12 protein-coding genes and 1 pseudogene are annotated in these 16,379 nt (G+C 51.4%); 3 read left to right on the forward strand and 10 right to left on the reverse strand.

Annotated elements, in window-relative coordinates:
* The first annotated feature begins 585 nt into the window (after nt 1-585).
* Both ABEV74_RS05565 and ABEV74_RS05570 read left to right on the forward strand, forming a co-directional pair.
* Nucleotides 586-1,293, forward strand: a complete 708-nt coding sequence (locus tag ABEV74_RS05565) for an ABC transporter ATP-binding protein (RefSeq protein WP_213528145.1) — start codon at nt 586-588, stop codon at nt 1,291-1,293.
* Nucleotides 1,294-1,304: 11 nt separating this feature from the next.
* Nucleotides 1,305-1,466 (forward strand): annotated as a pseudogene (locus ABEV74_RS05570) (alkanesulfonate monooxygenase); the annotation flags it as partial.
* Nucleotides 1,467-1,605: 139 nt separating this feature from the next.
* Here the strand turns inward: ABEV74_RS05570 and ABEV74_RS05575 are convergent.
* From ABEV74_RS05575 to ABEV74_RS05620, 10 genes are all read right to left on the reverse strand, one after another.
* A complete protein-coding gene (locus ABEV74_RS05575) occupies nt 1,606-2,622 on the reverse strand; it encodes a cytochrome d ubiquinol oxidase subunit II (RefSeq protein WP_430144134.1) in 1,017 nt (338 codons plus the stop codon).
* A gap of 14 nt (nt 2,623-2,636) precedes the next feature.
* Nucleotides 2,637-3,968 carry a cytochrome ubiquinol oxidase subunit I gene (locus ABEV74_RS05580; protein ID WP_082655284.1) on the reverse strand — a complete coding sequence of 444 codons (1,332 nt, stop codon included), beginning with the start codon at nt 3,966-3,968 and terminating at the stop codon, nt 2,637-2,639.
* 211 nt (nt 3,969-4,179) lie between these two features.
* Nucleotides 4,180-4,551 (reverse strand): iron chaperone, encoded by a 372-nt coding sequence (locus tag ABEV74_RS05585; protein ID WP_430144137.1) that lies wholly within the window; start codon nt 4,549-4,551, stop codon nt 4,180-4,182.
* A gap of 181 nt (nt 4,552-4,732) precedes the next feature.
* Entirely contained in the window at nt 4,733-4,969 is a 237-nt protein-coding gene (locus ABEV74_RS05590; protein ID WP_430144140.1) for a hypothetical protein, read from the reverse strand.
* 64 nt (nt 4,970-5,033) lie between these two features.
* Nucleotides 5,034-5,897 (reverse strand): MurR/RpiR family transcriptional regulator, encoded by an 864-nt coding sequence (locus ABEV74_RS05595; protein WP_062493813.1) that lies wholly within the window; start codon nt 5,895-5,897, stop codon nt 5,034-5,036.
* Nucleotides 5,898-5,990: 93 nt separating this feature from the next.
* The gene (locus ABEV74_RS05600; RefSeq protein ID WP_430144143.1) at nt 5,991-9,053 is read right to left on the reverse strand and encodes a heparinase II/III domain-containing protein; all 3,063 of its coding nucleotides are present in this window, start codon (nt 9,051-9,053) and stop codon (nt 5,991-5,993) included.
* 20 nt (nt 9,054-9,073) lie between these two features.
* Nucleotides 9,074-9,967: a carbohydrate ABC transporter permease gene (locus ABEV74_RS05605; protein WP_430144145.1), complete on the reverse strand. Its 894-nt coding sequence runs from the start codon at nt 9,965-9,967 to the stop codon at nt 9,074-9,076.
* A 12-nt stretch (nt 9,968-9,979) separates the two neighbouring features.
* Nucleotides 9,980-10,930 (reverse strand): ABC transporter permease, encoded by a 951-nt coding sequence (locus ABEV74_RS05610; RefSeq protein ID WP_430144148.1) that lies wholly within the window; start codon nt 10,928-10,930, stop codon nt 9,980-9,982.
* Between the two features lie 64 nt (nt 10,931-10,994).
* Complete coding sequence (locus ABEV74_RS05615; RefSeq protein ID WP_430144151.1) at nt 10,995-12,632, reverse strand: type 2 periplasmic-binding domain-containing protein; 1,638 nt, start codon at nt 12,630-12,632, stop codon at nt 10,995-10,997.
* A gap of 38 nt (nt 12,633-12,670) precedes the next feature.
* Nucleotides 12,671-15,007, reverse strand: coding sequence for a DUF4855 domain-containing protein (locus ABEV74_RS05620; RefSeq protein ID WP_430144154.1), 2,337 nt, complete (start codon nt 15,005-15,007; stop codon nt 12,671-12,673).
* A gap of 413 nt (nt 15,008-15,420) precedes the next feature.
* On the opposite strand from ABEV74_RS05620, the gene corA reads away from it, so the two are divergent.
* The gene (gene corA, locus ABEV74_RS05625) at nt 15,421-16,365 is read left to right on the forward strand and encodes a magnesium/cobalt transporter CorA (RefSeq protein WP_430144244.1); all 945 of its coding nucleotides are present in this window, start codon (nt 15,421-15,423) and stop codon (nt 16,363-16,365) included.
* Nucleotides 16,366-16,379: the final 14 nt, after the last annotated feature.

Consider the following 16,379-nt stretch of genomic DNA (forward strand, 5'->3'; position numbering starts at 1 on the left):
GACGTGTATTAAACGCAAAAACGGATGCTTTATCGGGTGAGGAGCATCCGGTTTTTGAGCCTAACGGCTTGTCTTTGCGAAGTGAGAAAATGCCGAAAACCCTTGTGGTACAAGAGTTTCCGGCATTCTTGTGAGATGATGCCAGCTTCTTCGAATCTTTCATCAACTTGTTTTTAAGTTCTCCTTCAAAGCATGATCACTTCTTGTTTTGTTACGACGATCCCAGCTTTCATAAATATGAATAGCGCTGGTATTAGGAGTCCAAATATCAAAGCCATAATCATAACTCCTGTATCTGACATCGGTTGATTTCCAACTGTCTTACCTAATCCGATTTGTACATATGCGATCCCCCAAAAAAGAAGAGCGGGCAACAAGAAGATCATCAATATCCATATCCACTTTGGGAGAGTTGCACCTCTTTATACAAGATTTCATTATCATTTCTCATTTGCCTCACCTCAAAATGTCAATCATAAGCTCCTTGCCCTACGACGTCCCACCGACTTAAAACCCCGAGTAGCCGCCCCAAAACACTCGATATGCTGCTCGATAGCAGGGGATCAAAAAATGCATTGACAAGGAATCGACCTCGACCTGAAGCCCGACGAGTTTGTCTGCGTGCTGGGACCGTCAGGCTGCGGCAAGTCCTCCCTGGTGAACATTATTGCAGGCTATCTGGAACCGACCGAGGGCACGGTCCGGATCAACGGTTCGATTCATACGAAGCCCGATCCGCATGTCGGCGTCGTCTTCCAACACGCCAACCTGTTTCCGTGGCTGTCCATCGCCGGCAATGTGGCGTTCGGTCTGCGGATGGCAGGCGTTCCCCGCAAGGAGCGCAAACGCATCGTTGCCGAATATTTGGCCTTGGTCGGCCTGGAGGAAGCGGCTGATCTGCTGCCGCATCAGCTCTCCGGCGGCATGAAGCAGCGCGCCGCCTTGGCGAGGACATTAGCCGCGGAGCCCAGCATCGTACTGATGGACGAACCTTTCAGCGCGCTCGACGCGCTCACCCGGGAGTCCATGCAGCTGCACCTGCGCAGCATCTGGCAGCGAACGCGCATATGCATTTTCTTCATCACGCATGATGTGGACGAAGCGCTGCTGCTTGGCCGCCGGATTCTGGTCATGCAGCCGGGTCCCGGACGGATCGTTCAGGACTTTGCCAATCCGCTGTTCCGCGAACAACTCGACGTGCCGTTCGACGAGCTGCGCGCCAACAAGGAATTTACCGCTTTGCGGCGGCATTTGCTAGCTCTCATTGCCGGCAGCCGTACGACAAACGACTAGGAGGATGCGATATGGAAATGTTCTGGTATTTGCCCACGATGGGCGACGGAAGATATCTGGGCACTGCGAAAGGCGCCAAAATTACGGATCTGCATTACTTCCGGCAAATCGCGCAAGCGGTGGACCGGCTCGGTTATACCGGGATGCTCGTGCCAACGGGCCATGCTTGCAAGCCATAGCCGGTGCTTCGTTCACCGCCTGGCTGCCTGTTCTTTTTTCATTCCAATACCAACCTTACGATGGATACGAACAGCAGAAAGGCGATGCCGAAACAAAGGCGCATCAGCCATTTGTCCTGTTGATCGAACACATTCACGACAGTTCCCCCTTCACATACCGGGCATTGAACAAAAACAATCGGAGCAGCAGAACGAGCGACGGGACGAGCAATATGAACCCGGCAATAAATGCCGCGATCAGCGCGCGCCCCATTGCCGGATTCGTCACCCCGCCGTACACCGTCAAGTAAGGGTACAGCAAATAGGGAAGATGGGAGATGCCGTAACCGAAAAAAGCGAAGGCGAACTGCAGCATCACCATGACAAAAGCGATGCCATAATATTTTCGCCGCCAAATGAGCCACATCGCGATCGCAAAGCTGATGAGCGACAACCCGAACATCCACCATACGTCCAGCGTGCGCTGAAAATGCTCCAGATTATGGTTTCGCAGCGCAATGAAGACGAACAGGCTGGATATGATCGTCGGAATGCCGCCCCACAAGGCAAAGCGGCGCATCTGCTCGAGCGCTCTCGCATCTTCCGCGCGGGCCCCGTAATACGTCAAAAACGTCGAACTGATAAACAGCACGCTGGACATGGCAAGCAACACAACCGCCCAGGAGTACGCGCTGAAAAACAGCTCTTCCAGCAGCAAGACGACATGGCTGCCCCGAACGGACAAAAAGCCTCCCTCCGAAATCGTGAACACCGTGGATAAAGCGGCAGGAATGAGCAGTCCGGTAGCTCCGTATGCGAACAGGTAGAAGGAATTATTTTTCGCCCCGTAATTCGCAAATGCGTAGAACGACCCCCGAATGGCAAGCAAAATGAGCGCAATGCTGCCGGGAATGAGCAGCGCCGTGCCATAATAATAAGCCGTTTCCGGAAAGAAACCGACGATCCCGACGATAAAAAACACGAGAAACACGTTGGTCACTTCCCAGACCGGGGACAAGTACCTGGAAATGACGGGCCCGATGATCGATTCCATACCGCTCACCCGACTGTAGTAAGCGTAGAAACCCGCCCCGAAATCGATGGAACCTACAATCAAGTAACCGTACAGAAAGCTCCAAAGGATGGTGATGCCAAGCTGTTCGATCGACATGTCCGGCTTCCTCCTTACAAAATGATGCGGCGCATTTCCAGTTCCAGTTCGGCCGGTTTGTTGCGAAACAGACGGACCAGCACGAACAGACATACGATCCCGAGCACGGCGTACAAGCCGGCAAACAGCCAGAAGGCAATGTCAACATGCGCGTTCGTGGTCGCCGCATCGGACACGCGCAAATATCCCCGTAAAATCCATGGCTGTCTGCCAACCTCGGCATAAAACCATCCAAGTTCGATGGCGAGCAAGGACAGCGGACCTCCCGCCAAAATGCCGGCCAACAGCCAGCGATGATAAGCAGCATTTTCCCGTTTCAGCCTTAGCAGCGCAAGAAAAAGGACCGGAACGGCCAGCAAATAAAACCCGATGCCGACCATCGCATCAAACAAGTAATGCACATACAGCGGAGGCCATTCGTCTCTCGGAATATCGTTCAGGCCGACGACGACCCCGTCCGGATCGTGGGTTGCGAGCAGACTGAGCGCCCAGGGAATTTCAATAGCCCCGGTTACCTCTTGCGTATCCGGGTCCAACCGGCCTCCGACGACCAGCGGAGCTCTGCTGCCGGTCTCAAAATGCCACTCGGCTGCCGCAAGCTTCTCCGGCTGCTCCGCGGCCAAAAAACGGGCGGCCATATCCCCGACTCCGATCGTAACGGCCGCCAGGATCAGGCCTGCTGTCATATTCAGGCGAATCGATTTTCGGTAATATTCGTCCTTTCGTCCTCTCAGCATCGCGAAAGCGGCGATCATGGCCAATAGAAAAGCGGCCGTCAAATAAGCGGAAGACAGGACATGCGCCACCTTCGACGGAGCCGCCGGATTGAACATGGCTGCGATCGGGTCGATATGCGTCAGCCTCCCGTTTTCGAGCGAAAAGCCTTGCGGCGTATTCATAAAAGCATTGACGGTCGTAATAAACAGCGCGGAGGCGGACGAGCCGATGATGATCGGAAGGGTCAGCAGCCAGTGATAATACGGATTGGAAAATCGGTTCCAGGTATAGAGATAGATGCCGAGGAAGATCGCCTCGAAGAAGAACGCAAACGTCTCCATGAACAGCGGCAAGCCGATCACATTACCGGCCAACCGCATAAATTCCGGCCACAACAGACTAAGCTGCAGGCCGATGCAGGTCCCGGTGACGACGCCTACGGCCACCGTAATGACGAAGCCGCGCGCCCATCTCCGGGCCATTAACGAATAATGAGCATCCTTTTTGCGAATCCCTATCCATTCGGCCAGCGAAATGAATACCGGAACGCCCACCCCGACCGTCGCAAACAAAATATGAAAGGCCAGTGTCATTTCCGTTAATCCGCGGCTCCAATCCACCGTCTCCAAAACGTATCCCCCTCGATCGAACCAAACGTTAGTGATTTCCTCCGATGGTTACTTTGCCCAAAAAGCGTTCATGTATGCAGCAATCATCGGGGGAGAGGGATTTACAACGCTTAGAAAACGCCAATATTAAAAGCCCAATTTCTCAAATTCAATACTGAGAAATTGGGCTTTTTGTTACTCTACAATCGCGCCCTTAAGCTATCCTATTTTTTTATTTCCGCCAAAATGTTGAACAGTCTGCTTTATCCTGAATATTAAATTCAATTATTTTCTCAAGCAATTCGTAATTTACCGGCTCATTCCACGGAATTCGAAACAAGCCTTTGGTAGCGCTGTAGCCAGCTTGTGCAATGTCATCGGCAAAGTGCGCAATGCATACTTCTTCGGGTGAAACGCTCAAATGATGCTTCGCTGTGGAAAAGCCGATAATAAATGTGCCGTGATCGGAAAACATTGGCGTATTCCACTTGATTTGCGGTTCCAAATTCGGGAATTTATTAGCAACCCACGCCAAAATTTCCTCTGTTCGGTCGCGGTGGTCGGGGTTATCGATACCTGCTAAATATTTCGCAAAAACTTCCATGTTGTTCCCTCCTAAAATAAAAATTATGTCGTTCAGAGAAGTTCCTCAAACCCATTCGTCGTTAAAACTCCTCACAGAACCGCTCAGACACGTTCTTGTATTCTCCCTCCTCAAAAATCTATAGTTTCTACTAAAATTATATAAGTATGATTGTTTCACATATTATAAAACTTTTAATATATCAGACCGTCTCGCCGGAAGCGATCAGGGTCAGATCATCCCCTTCCAGCATCGTGACGGCCTTGCCGATCTCAAATACGATCTTGATGCCCGCATCGCGCGCCTTTTGCAGAGCCGGAATAATAGGATTATCGAGATGAGGGAACGCTCCGGCGAAGGGAAAAAGATGAAGTATATCGTGGATACGGAGATATTCGAACGCAATTCGTGCAAAGTCTTGACCTGAGTTTGGCTGCAAAACCAGCGGCCGGGATACGCTTCCCTGCTTGCGGAAGTCCTGTCCCGGCCGCTTGTGCCCGCGGTCAATAAAGCTTGTCCGATACGGATCTCGCGGTTTTTTGCAGCATATTGTAAACTTTGTCTCGGTGCTGTATGGATAAAGCCGTGCAAATAATATCGAGGATGTGGATTTGCGCCATCTTGGACGAAAACGCTCCTCCCTGGAGCGGATTTTCCCGGGACGAACCGAGCAGCACCACGTCCGCATATTGCGTAATCGGCGATCTCGCATAATGGGTCAAACAAATGATCGTGGCGCCGCCCTGTTTGGCGATTCGGACCGCATCGACCAAATCTTTGGTGCTTCCGGACACCGAGATGCCGACCACCACATCCCCCTTCCCCGCTACCGCGGCGTTCATGGCAATAATGTGGGCGTCCGTCGCCGCCTCCACATTGAACCCCATTCTCATAAAACGATACTTGGCGCTTTCCACGGTTATGCCCGAGGAACCGACACCGAAGAAATAGATTTTTCTCGCGTTGACCAATTCGTCGATCGTTCGCTGCAAACGTTCTTCATCCAGCAGCGCGGTTGTGTTCTGAATCGTCTGGGTATTGATATTGCCGAGCTTCTCCGCAATTTGAATCAAGCTGTCATCTTCCTGGATTTCATCGTGTATCTGTTTCGTTGGCGATGAGATGTTTTGCACGACGGCAAGCTTGAATTCCTGATACCCTTTGAATCCGAGTTTGCGGCATAATCGGATGACGGTCGTTTCGCCTACATTCGCTTTTTCCGCCAGGTCCGTTATCGTATAAAACAGCGCTCCTTCCAAATCGTCCAATACGGTCCGCGCCACTCTCTGCTCCGAATTGGTCAGGGAGGGATATATGCTTTCTAACATAAGCGGCAAAGATTGATGGAAAACAGCCTTATTCTTCATCCCTATACCTCGCTCAATATGATTTACTTTCCATTATATCAATATTGAATGGTATGGGATAATCTATACTGCCTTGTCATTCCGTCTAGCCCATTAAAGCCATTGCAATTCATAACCCGGTTCCAAATCGACGATATCGAATGCTTCTCCTGCAGTAAAAGGCCGAATCACCTGAATTTGCAGCTTTTTCAGCTCCGGAACTCCGACAATGGTGCCCAATCCCCCTCGCTGGCCGACAACCCGTTTTCCGGCAAAAGGGGATTTGCCCTTCTCCGCAACGCCGAGCGGCAAAGGATATAAAGTTTCCATCTCATGGTCCGTGACGGAACGCACAATTCCTTTGGACAAAATAAGCGAATCGGTTAATTGAATGGCCGTCCGGTTGCCGAAGACATGCATGCTGTTCACGCGATAAACGACAGAAGCGCCTTTGTGCGGAGAACGCAAACGAACGAATCTCGGCGTATCTCCTTTCAGAGGCGGCCGTTCGGGTACCCAGACGGTTCCGGACTGTTCGTCGATCTGATCGATCGTCAGCCATTTATCCTCTCTTCCATACAATTGGTAATCGCCGTACGACATCGATTGCGCCTGGATGCAGTCCGCTCTGACGACTCGGCCCTCACGATCCAGACGAAGCAGGGCGCATCTGCCGGTTACCGTCCATTCCTGACCCTGAACGAGCAGCTTCATCGTCTGTGTCGACGGACTGTACAACCAGTAGTCCGTGTACCCTTCCGGAAGCGAAACAGCCAATGCCGTGACATGCCGACCTTCCGCGGAAAGACTGGCGACTCCCTCGACGGGCATCCGCTGCCGCGCATCGTGCTGGAGACATGTGACAACGGCATACTGGACGACCGGACGGGAGCTGCGGTGCACCAATATCGCATGCTTGCGTCCCCCTTCCAGATCGGGGCATAACCCTGTAAATATGCGGTCTCCCCCGCCGCACAGACCAAACCAGTGCAACCTTTCCTGCTGTTCCGAGTTCCAGACCGCATAAACCAGTTCTTGATCGGGCAAGTACTCTTGCACATTGTAAATAAAGCCGTACCCGTTATTTCGTTCGGGTGTCCAGAGCCTCGGCTCTTCTCCGGGAAGCAGCGGAACAAAGGTTTCACCGGTCGTCAGCCGTTCTCCCAAACTCTTGCCCGGTTCGTCAAAATACAGCTTGTCAGGCGAATCCACTCCGGCGAGCGTCCAATGCTTGCGCGGGGACGGCTGTGCATGACGGAGCTCAAGTGTGCTGCTGCTTTGAAACGCATGGAAGGCATAATCGGTCACTCGCGCCCCTTCCACACGGAAAAAATCGATGACATAATGCCCGCCGCGTTCGTTATCGACAAGTCCGATCATGCGCCGGTATTGCTCGACTCCGCATTCTCCGTATAATTCGGTAGCGTCCCCTTCCATCGCCGCAACCGTTTCGGACGAATACAAAAGCGTTAACTCGCCGCCGGAAAAAATTTTGAACAATTGGTTTTTTCTCATGCCTTCGTCCTGATTGACAACGACGGTATTGTGAGCGATCGACTTGGACGCCCAGCCGTAATGCGCATTCGTACCGTAAACGCTGTACCCGATATCGGCCGATATTTCCTTGCCGCCGGCATAATAGGAATAAGCCAACACATCATCATGCCCGTGCGTATTGTTGCGGCCAAACCGCATCAGCGCCGTCGTATCGCCGGAGCTGCGAATGATGGACACGCCGGATTGACCCATCACGGTAAAATGCCTTTTTTTATCCAGACGCGAGCCGGACGGACTGTGCACGCCGTTATGAGGTAAAAACAATTCCGAACTGCGCTCTCCGAGCTTGCTTTCGACGATGGGATAAAGCAGACGAAGCGTCTCACCGGCCTTCATCCGTATCACTTCATCGGGCGAATACCGGTAAAAAAACTGGGCGGAACGGTATACGTCCAGACAAAGCTTCACATCCGGATCTTTGCCGATCCTTCTGTCCGCCCCCCAATCGCCGTAGCTCGGCATATGGCCTTCGCACAGCATATCGAGCGGATTTTCGACGGCAAAACGGAAAAAACGGGCGTTCGCGAAAGGATGCGCAATGTTCCAGTTATAAAGCTCCGCCGCACGCATGGATAGCAAGGCAAGATCCAAATAGACGGATGCCGTAAACAGCGAATACCCGTAAGAGCTTTCAAAATACATGCCGTCCCGCCCGATGGCATTATAAAAATACGCCGTAAGCGAATCGGTCCCCCACTTGCAGTAATCTTCCCTGTCGGATACGAGGCCCACCGCAAGCATAGCGCGCACGCCGTCCGCTTCATGATTTTGCAGATTGGTCAAATTGCCGTCGGTCAAATCGTAATAGGGCCCTCCAGGCTCGGTCAGCATATAGTCATTCAGCATCGTCTCGATATTTTGCCTGATCGTGCCTTCACGGCCCAATTGCCTCAGCGCGGGGGACGGTCCGTCCAGCTCCGGCAACCGGTACAGCCAGTCATAGTCGTGAGCCAGCCATACCTTCACACGATGTACAATACTCGTTAACAAATGCAGTCTTCCGATTTCAAAATCGCTGCCGAAAGGCGTGAAATCTCTCGGACCCAAAGTTCCCGGAAAAATGGCGGAAAAGGCATCCAGCAACAACAGCGCCCGCTTCGCGTATCGGGCATCTCCGGTCAGCATATACATGGCAACCAGCCTGGTGACCAGCCCTTCATGATTGCGCACGCCGCCGAAGAGCAGCCCGGCGTGATAAAAATTCCACATCCCGATCAAATAATAAGCTTTCCCGTCCCGCTCCAATCCGTTTCCGTCATCCGGATACTCTTCATTCGGAAATACAGTGCCGCAATGCGGGCAAGTCACGGTTTTTCGGGGCCACTCGGATATGGACGAAAACATGCCGAGCTGGTCTTCCAGCTCCAGCGGAAAAGGTTGCCCGCATTTCGGACAGCCTGAAATGCCGTAGGCAAATGTCGCATCTTTCATCCCGAGGACAACGCGATACAGATGCTCATCAGACAGTTGCAAATGTTCGTCGCAAGCCCTTCTCAGCGCCTCATATTTCTCGCGGGCCCATGGGTATATTTCGATGTTGCGCCTGGCCTGCCGGACGTCCTTGCCCGTAAAGTAAAGCCCGCTTTTCGGTACAGCTACGGTTTCTTCCTTGATCGACATGCTGCCTAACACCTCTCTCTTTATCCTTTCAGGGAACCGATCATGATGCCTTTGACAAAATATTTTTGAATAAAGGGATATACGCACAAGATCGGAATCGTCGCCACCATGATCGTTGCCGCCTTTATAATGTCGGGTGTGACCGTATTGCCTTCGCCGGGCCGAGCTGTCTCGAAATTTTGAAACTGCGAAGAGCCTTCAATGACGATTTTACGCAGAACATTGCCAAGTACCGTTTTCTCCGGATCGGTAATGTACAGGAGCGAATCGAACCATGCGTTCCAATGCGAGACGGCATACCAGAGGGAAATCGTCGCCACGATCGGCAGCGACACCGGCAGCACGATGGAAGTCAAAATCCGGATATCGTTGGCACCATCTATTTTAGCCGATTCCTCGACCTCAGACGGCAGAGACATAAAATAATTTCTTACAATAATCATCGTAAAAGGAGCGATCAGCCCCGGCAAAATGAGCGACCAGCGGCTGTTCAGCAGCCCCAGCTCCTTGATCAGAAGATAATTGGGAATGAGACCGCCGCTGAAAAACATCGTGAAAATAATAATGAGCGTGTACAGGTCCCGGTTCGGCAAATATTTCTTCGCGAGCGGATAGGCGCATAATACGGTAAACGCGACATTCAGGAACGTCCCGATCACCGTCCGGAAAAGGGTATTGGCATATCCGATCCAGATATATTCATTCGCGAAAACGGACCTGTAAGCTTCAAGCGTTATATCCTTGGGCCACAGCTTGATTCCGTATACGTTGGCGGCTGCGGGCGTGCTGAAAGACACGACGAGCACATTAATGAACGGATAAACGGTCGTAACCGCAAACGCCGTCAAAAACAACACATTGAAAATGTCGAATATTCTTTCGCCCGCAGACGGTTTCCCTGCCGTTATCGACATGCTGCCACCCTCCTACCAAATCCCATATTCGCTATAGCGTCTGACAATAAAATTGGCGGATACGATGAGAACGAGCGCGATCACATTGGTAAACAAGCCCGACGCGGTGGCCAAGCCGTACTCCATCTCGGATATCCCGACCCGATACGTATAGGTGCTCAGAACATCCGCAACCTCGTAAACGGCCGGGTTGTAAAAATTGAATACCTGGTCGAAATCGTCGGTAATAACGCCCCCGACAGCAAAAATGAACATAATGGTCGTAACCGGAATCAAGGCGGGCAGCGTGATGTGAACCATCTGCTTCCAGCGGTTCGCTCCGTCCACAACGGCCGCTTCGTACAACGAAGTATCCACGCTTGACAAGGCGGCCAAGTAGATAATGGAACCCCAGCCTACCGATTTCCACACATCCGTTGAAACGAGCAAAGTTCGGAACCAGTCTTTGTCTCCGAAAAAGAAGATCGCTTCTCCGCCCATGGCGGTAATGATATAATTCACGATTCCGCGCGTAGGCGAAAACAATTCCATAAACACGCCGGCCAGGACGACCCACGACAAAAAATGCGGCAAATAGCTGAGCGTCTGCACGATTCTTTTAAACAAAATGACTCGCAGTTCATTCAGCAAGAGGGCCAGAATAATCGGCGCGGGAAAACCGAATATGAGCTTGTATAGACTGATGATCACCGTATTCCGGAATGCCCGGGGAAAATCCCTTCCTTCCACGAGAGTCCGAAAGTTCTCCCAGCCTGCCCAAGGGCTTCCGAATATACCGTCTATAAAGCGATAATCCTTGAATGCCAGAATGACGCCGTACATGGGCACATATTTAAACAGCAAAAAATAGAGCAGGCACAGAAAGAGAATGGAGAGCAAATAACGATGCTTCCAATAGGAACGGGCCCATCTCCGGAATGCGCTCTGCGTTTTCGGCTCCAAGCCGATTTCAACAGTTTCCAAGCTGTTCACTCCTTAGGGGAAAAAGCGGTCAATCGGGACGTGCAACTGACCGCTTTTGTTGCTGTTACTGGATTTGCGCATACCATTCGTTCGCTTCGGCCGTCAACTGTTCCCCGCCGTTTTTCTTCCATTCCTCCACGAATTTGTCGAATTCATCAAGCGGCTTCTCCCCGTTGATGATGGCGGTGAACGTGTCTTTCTGCAAAGCGATCAAATTGCTCATATACTTCGATTCCGAAGGCAGCGCCGTTTTTTTGGCATCGCTGTAGCCGGCCCCTTCCCAGACGAACAATTCGTCGCGCACTTCCAGGCTTCTCGGATTCGTCAGTTGATAGCGGAAATCGGGCTGATCGAAGGGGACAAAGGTAATGTTCAAGCCATCCTTCGCCTGCGCATCATTCTGACTGTACGCCTCCGTGCGTATAACGGATACCCCGTCCGGGCCGTGCTCCCAGTGGACGCCTTCTTCTCCCCACTTGACCGCCAGCCATAAATCGAAATCGCCGTAAAGGGCGTCCCAGATTTTCATGATGCGATGTTTCTTCTCCGGATCGGCGTTCGCGCCGAATGCCATATAGGTCGTGCCGACGAAATCGGGCGTAATATTGCCGAACTTCCCGTCGGGTCCGATCGGCGGCTGACCGTAGCCGATTTTGGCGTCAGGGTTCACTTCAAGCGTCAATTTGACATTATCGCCAGGCGCTCCGCCAGTCTCTTTGGTCAAATCCGGATTCCAGTGATAGTTCATGCCATGAGTGGAATAGCCGATTTTGCCGTTGACGAAATCGTGAGAGACCGCCCAATATCCACCCTGATTTTCGCCGACGACCCATTCCGGCGTTATAATATCGTCCTTTTTCCATTGAGCCAGCTTGGCAAGCGCCTGCTTCGTTTCCGGCAAAATACCGCTCCAAACCATCTTTCCGTCGCGAACGGTCCAAAACTCCGGATAGACGCCATAGGCTCCGTATACGTTCGTCATTCCGCTGACCGACATGCCGTACGTATCTTTCTTGCCGTTTTTGTCCGGGTCTTCGTTGCGGAATTTATAAAGCGCCTCTTCCGTTTCCTCCAACGTTACCGGTATTTTGTCGATGCCGACATTTTCCAGCCAGTCTTTTCGCCATGCGGTCGCCAAACTCGCGCCGCCATCGGCGATGCTCGGTATGCCGATGTATTGGTCTCCGAATTTGGCATATTTCCAAATATTCGGATCATATTTGTCCACAAGCTTTTTATAATTGGGCATATATTGGTTCAGCTCTTCCTCGGTATAACCTGTAATAATGCCCTGGTCCATAAATTTCACCAGATCCGCTGAAGAATAAACGGTCATCAAATCCGGAATTTCCCCTGCCGACAACTTGGCGCCGAGCAATTCCTCACGCTTGGTCACATCGATATACCAAATGTTGAACTTTACATTGAACATCTCTTCCAGTTTTTTCTTGACTGCGGCATTTTCATCCACGGGTCCGTATTGATAGGTCAGCCATTCGAGTGTCAACTGCTTTTGGTCGTCTTCAGCCGGCTCATTTTCTTCGCCGGACGTCTGATTTTCAGCCGGAGGGGTCGAGCCGGTTTCCGGCGTATTGGTTCCCTGTTCCGAACCCCCCGTTTTACTTCCGGAGCATGCAGCCAGACTAAACACAAGGACAACCGCAAGACATACGAACCACAATTTCGACGCCTTCATACTCATTTCCCAGCCCCCGCATTCTTTATAAACTATTTACCCATTCAGGATTGATGATTCCGGTTCAATTCGTTCAACCGATCCGTCAGCTCCGATCGGACCGGACTATGAGGCAATCTGGCGACGAGCACTCTCGCATAGGTAATATCCGCTCTCATTTTCGTCTCTTCCGCCTTCTTCACAGCCAGGAATGCGCTGACAAGCTGATCCTCCGGAGAACCCGGAATGATGTCGCTGTCGCTCCACAACCGGTAAACCGTCCCGTCCTTCCCCTTCATGACGGCGCTGTCGTCGATTGCGAACATCCTTGATGTCAAGGCGGCATCGTCCCGGGCATCCCGTTTGACAAAATGAAGCGTAATCAGATCCGGAGCGCCGGCCAGCGGATTGCGCCGTTCCAACAGGTTGGCAAAAATGGCATGATCAGGATGATCGATCCGGAAGCTGACTTTCAACCGCCCCTTTCTGCTGTCGTCCACTTGAAACGTCCCTTTTCCTTGCAGCGCGGCAGGAAGACTGAATCGCGAAAACGTTACATGGTCCTGATCATAATGAAGCGTAAATTCGCCTTCCACAACTTGATCCGCGAGCGGCAGCTTAACGGTAACTTTCAGATCGGCCGGGTCCGACAAGTCGACTGACTGATGTATACCAAAAGTCGGTTCATACTGCCCTTTTACATAGTTGTAAATTTGATCGTACACCCCCCTTCGGATTGCGGATAGCGAGTCGGGAACCTTCGTGGGATCCAAGGGCGTAAAGGCGTAGGCCCCGTCCACGATCGGCATGGCCGCCAGATAGTAAGTATTGTGCGCCCCGGTCATATAGCCTTCGAAAACGCCATAATTCAAATATTGCGAGAGTGTGCGGTAGTCGTCGTACTCGATTTCAAGCGCCCCTCCCGTTCGCCTGGCCAGGTCGGATATGGCGGGAAAAATGGCCTTTTTCGAGTTGCCAAACGCAAAATTGGGCTGAACGGATGCGGTCGTAAAACCGAGATCGCGCCACAAATAAGCTGAACCGGGTCCGATATAAGGTATCCAGGTAAAGTAGTATCCTTTGTCCTTCAAGTATTGGGAAGTCGCTTGAATGAGTTCCGCTTCGCCGGTCGGCTCCATAATCCGCTCATGATACCAATAGAAGCTGTTCAGGACGAGATTGCGATAGCCCGCCTCTTGGAAGCGCCGTTCCACCTCCTCGATATACCAGCGGACAGCCGCTTTTTTATTCTCGAAAGCAAGCCGCGCCATTTCCAGCCGCCCTTCATAGCTGGCAGGATCGTCGACTTGATCGGCAAAGTCGATCGCCCTTAAAGGCAAGGTGCCGCCATCGTTATAAATGTCGCCGAAGTTGGAGCTTTCTTCGATAAATGGGATGGCCATATTGACGCGCACCTTTTGATTCGTCCGCAGCGCCCGGTTAATTTCCGAAGCGGCCTGATCGATCGCCCCGAGCTGCGTATCCTCCTGAAAGATGAAGTCGAGATAGGCAAGCAGGTCTTCTTTGGTCACATACCGCGCATTGCCCGCCTGGTCGAACCCGGACGGCGTGATCATTTGGGTAACCGGAATAGCCAGAATGTCGCTGAAGAACCAATCGCGAATACGGCCGTAAATATCTTTGTAGGCGAGAAAAGCGGCGGCCTTCTCTTTCGTCCAATCCGTAAAATGGCTGTTTGACGCGCTCATCGGACCCGAATACCAAAGAAATTGGTCCCGAATTTCCGCCGAAGAAGCGGCGCCCGGAGCAGCGTACTGATCGTATGTAAACCCGTCGTCCCGCTGCGGCGGAAGCTCGGCTCCATCGACTACGCCTGGCTTGCCGATCACTTCGATTTCGTCCATCCAACCAAAAATGTTGATGGCAAATACCAGCTTGACAAACCGTCCCTGGACGTTAAGCGGCTGTCCGTCAACCGTCCGGTCAATGGCATACACTTTACGGTGCATATCGTTGCTGCCTTTTGTGTATTCGAAGTAAAAAGGCGTATCCGGCTCCGACTTGCCCAAGTACCGATAATCGCTCCCGTCATTGGATACATAAAAACGAACATTGATCGGCGGCGCGATGCCGACATCCCCGCGCATCCCGAAGCCGGTAGAGATTTTGTTGATGGTGCTGACTTGTTCCAAATCAATGACAACCTCGCGCTTCAGCTTCCGATAAAACACGAACCAATCGGCAGTGTTGGCCCAGTTGGTTACATCTCCGTACTTTCCGTCGGTCAGCTTCCACGCCTGGTTCAAAGGCGATTCGCTTCCATACAAGCCGATTCCCTGAATCTGGTCGAATACGGCGTCCGGCTGTGAAATCGCGACTTGTTTGCCATAGGCGAGGTTGACCCCTTCTCCCCCCTCATCCGTGTTCGTAACCGCTGACATTTCCTGTTGAGCGCTTACATTTCCTGATAAGAAAGAGACCGTCATACAAAGGAGCAGAAATAGGTTTAGCCCTTTCTTCCATACCACTATTCTTCGCCTCCTTTTGTGTGGAAATTTTCTCCCTAAAACTTGATTTAGGGTGGAAATTTATTCTCCTTCATTATAATTGCTAACATTTTCTATTTCAATCCTTTTTATTTAACCGTCCGGGCATCAAAAAAATCCCCGCCTTGTCCATAAGGCGGGGACTGATAAACATCATGCTACTTAGGACTGCGGATACAAACAATCGGCTCGTGCGCATGATTGCAAAATGGCCCGGTATTCTGTAATTCAATGCTGATTAAGGTATAATGAATAACGTCTGCAAGGAGTCGAACGATATGCAACTTTTGGGATAAGGGGTTTTGAATTTGCTTCGGATTATGGCGATCCATAAAGACGGTACAATTGCAAACGATTTGCCATTGCAGCAATTGAACCGACCAGACATTCAGTGGTATTGGGTTGATTTCAACGAACCGACGGAAGAAGAAGCGATGTTGTTGGAACGGCATTTTCATTTTCATCCGCTCGCCATCGAAGATTGCTTTCACCTGCTGCAGCGTCCAAAATTGGATCATTACGATGACGTTCATTTTTTCGTACTCCATGCGATCAATCCAATCACGCTAGATGCGGAAGAAGTGGATTTGTTCCTGGGGAAAAACTTTGTCGTCACCTTTCATTTGCAGCCATCCAGCGAAATCGACGAGGCCTGGAAGCGGATAACCGGGCAGCCCGACTTGCGGGAAAAAGGTCAGCTTTACGCCGCCTACCTGGTGATGGACAAATTAGTGGATCAATACTTCCCTGCCGTTTATCAGCTTGAAGACCAGCTTTCCGAATCGGAAAGCGCACGCAAATCGATCCAGGCTCTGATGGACGACATTTTTGAAATACGGGCCAAGCTGCTGAAGCTGCGCAAAACGATTTTGCCGATGCGGGATCTGTTATACCGTATCCTGAATTCGGAACGTATTGAAGGCGTTAAAGAACATTTGGCTTACTTTACGGACATTTACGATCATTTGCTGAAGCTTTCGGAAATGATCGAATCCAACCGGGAGATGACCGCCGATATGCGGGACAGCTATATTTCAATCAATTCCAATCGGATGAATGCCATTATGAAGACGCTGACGGTAATTACGACGATATTTATGCCGCTCACGTTTATTGCCGGAATATACGGAATGAATTTTGAGTATATGCCGGAGTTGAAGTGGGACTGGGGGTATTTTACCGTTCTTGGAGTCATGTTCAGCATAGGCTTCGGCATGTATGTATGGTTTCGCCGCAAAGGTTGGTTCGATTAAGCACAAAAAACCCA

The organism is Paenibacillus cisolokensis, from assembly GCF_050481165.1.
Lineage (GTDB): Bacteria > Bacillota > Bacilli > Paenibacillales > Paenibacillaceae > Paenibacillus_AH > Paenibacillus_AH cisolokensis.

Excerpts from the sequence above, each read along its gene's own strand:
- ABEV74_RS05575 (WP_430144134.1), bottom strand. The coding sequence starts at position 2,622 with ATGTCGATCGAACAGCTTGGCATCACCATCCTTTGGAGCTTTCTGTAC.
- ABEV74_RS05585 (WP_430144137.1), bottom strand. The coding sequence starts at position 4,551 with ATGGAAGTTTTTGCGAAATATTTAGCAGGTATCGATAACCCCGACCAC.
- ABEV74_RS05595 (WP_062493813.1), bottom strand. The coding sequence starts at position 5,897 with ATGAAGAATAAGGCTGTTTTCCATCAATCTTTGCCGCTTATGTTAGAA.
- ABEV74_RS05600 (WP_430144143.1), bottom strand. The coding sequence starts at position 9,053 with ATGTCGATCAAGGAAGAAACCGTAGCTGTACCGAAAAGCGGGCTTTAC.
- ABEV74_RS05605 (WP_430144145.1), bottom strand. The coding sequence starts at position 9,967 with ATGTCGATAACGGCAGGGAAACCGTCTGCGGGCGAAAGAATATTCGAC.
- ABEV74_RS05615 (WP_430144151.1), bottom strand. The coding sequence starts at position 12,632 with ATGAGTATGAAGGCGTCGAAATTGTGGTTCGTATGTCTTGCGGTTGTC.
- ABEV74_RS05620 (WP_430144154.1), bottom strand. The coding sequence starts at position 15,007 with ATGTCAGCGGTTACGAACACGGATGAGGGGGGAGAAGGGGTCAACCTC.